Source organism: Komagataeibacter swingsii (assembly GCF_003207895.1).
Lineage (GTDB): Bacteria > Pseudomonadota > Alphaproteobacteria > Acetobacterales > Acetobacteraceae > Komagataeibacter > Komagataeibacter swingsii.
In genome coordinates this window covers 1-900 of record NZ_NKUB01000094.1, presented here as the reverse complement: position 1 = coordinate 900, position 900 = coordinate 1, and the positions used below count along the sequence as shown (strand labels likewise).

At 54.1% G+C, this 900-nt stretch carries 2 pseudogenes; one reads left to right on the top strand and one right to left on the bottom strand.

Going from position 1 to position 900, the window contains the following annotated elements:
• Window positions 1–702, top strand: a pseudogene (locus tag CFR76_RS17465) (ISL3 family transposase); the annotation flags it as partial.
• A 48-nt stretch (window positions 703–750) separates the two neighbouring features.
• On the opposite strand, the pseudogene CFR76_RS18325 reads toward CFR76_RS17465, so the two are convergent.
• Window positions 751–900 (bottom strand): annotated as a pseudogene (locus CFR76_RS18325) (IS21 family transposase); the annotation flags it as partial.

Sequence of the window (900 nt, the reverse complement as noted above, 5' to 3'; positions counted from 1 at the left end):
AGAAGGGCACAGTATTCAGGCTATCGCCACAACGATCGGAGTAGAGAGAAAAACCGTGCGGCGCTGGTTTCAGCGGGGCCATGCGCCAACATGGAAAAGGACGGTTCCGACACGCAGCATACGCGGGCCTTACATATCCCATCTGGAAAAGAGATGGGTCGAAGGATGTCGGAATATTCGCCAGCTATGGCGGGAACTCGTGGAGCAGGGGTTTACAGGAAAATATGGCATTGTCCGGAAATGGGTGACGACGCGACAGGGTATTTCCACGAAACCCATTTCTTCCGCGTATGTCTCGCCCCCTCTGGGGCGCAAACTTGCACGCCTTCTTCTTGCAGATGATCCATTGTCTGCTGGACGACACAGGACGGGCTACCTGTTCCTGCCCTTCTGGAAGCCGAACCGCAACTCGCTGTCACGCTCTGCTGGCTCAGGAAAATGCAGAATCTCCTCTGTAAAAAGGAGGACACCAGAAAGGAAGGCGATCTGAAGGCCCTGCTGGAAGAAGGGAAAACGACGCTGCTATCGCGTTTGATTCCTGCGCTTGAACGGGATGCTGCTGCCATTGAAGCTTCTCTCGTCACACCATGGACAACCAGCCCGGTTGAAGGACAGATCAGCCGATTGAAAATGATCAAGCGAACCATGTTCGGAAGAGCAGGCTTCGAACTCCTCAGGGCTCGTGTCCTCCAGCCCGCATAATCAAAAACATCATCACGAAAAGTGCGGAAGAACCAATTTTGAAACAGAATTTACAACCTTCACCTTTACCGCCACACCACCCAGAATGACAACCTCATAGCTCCAGTCAAACTGGTAAGCCTCTCCAGGTGCAAAGCTCAGCGGAACATAGGCGGCCCGCCGCCCCGTCTCATGGCGGTCTTCCCACCGTCGGCCATA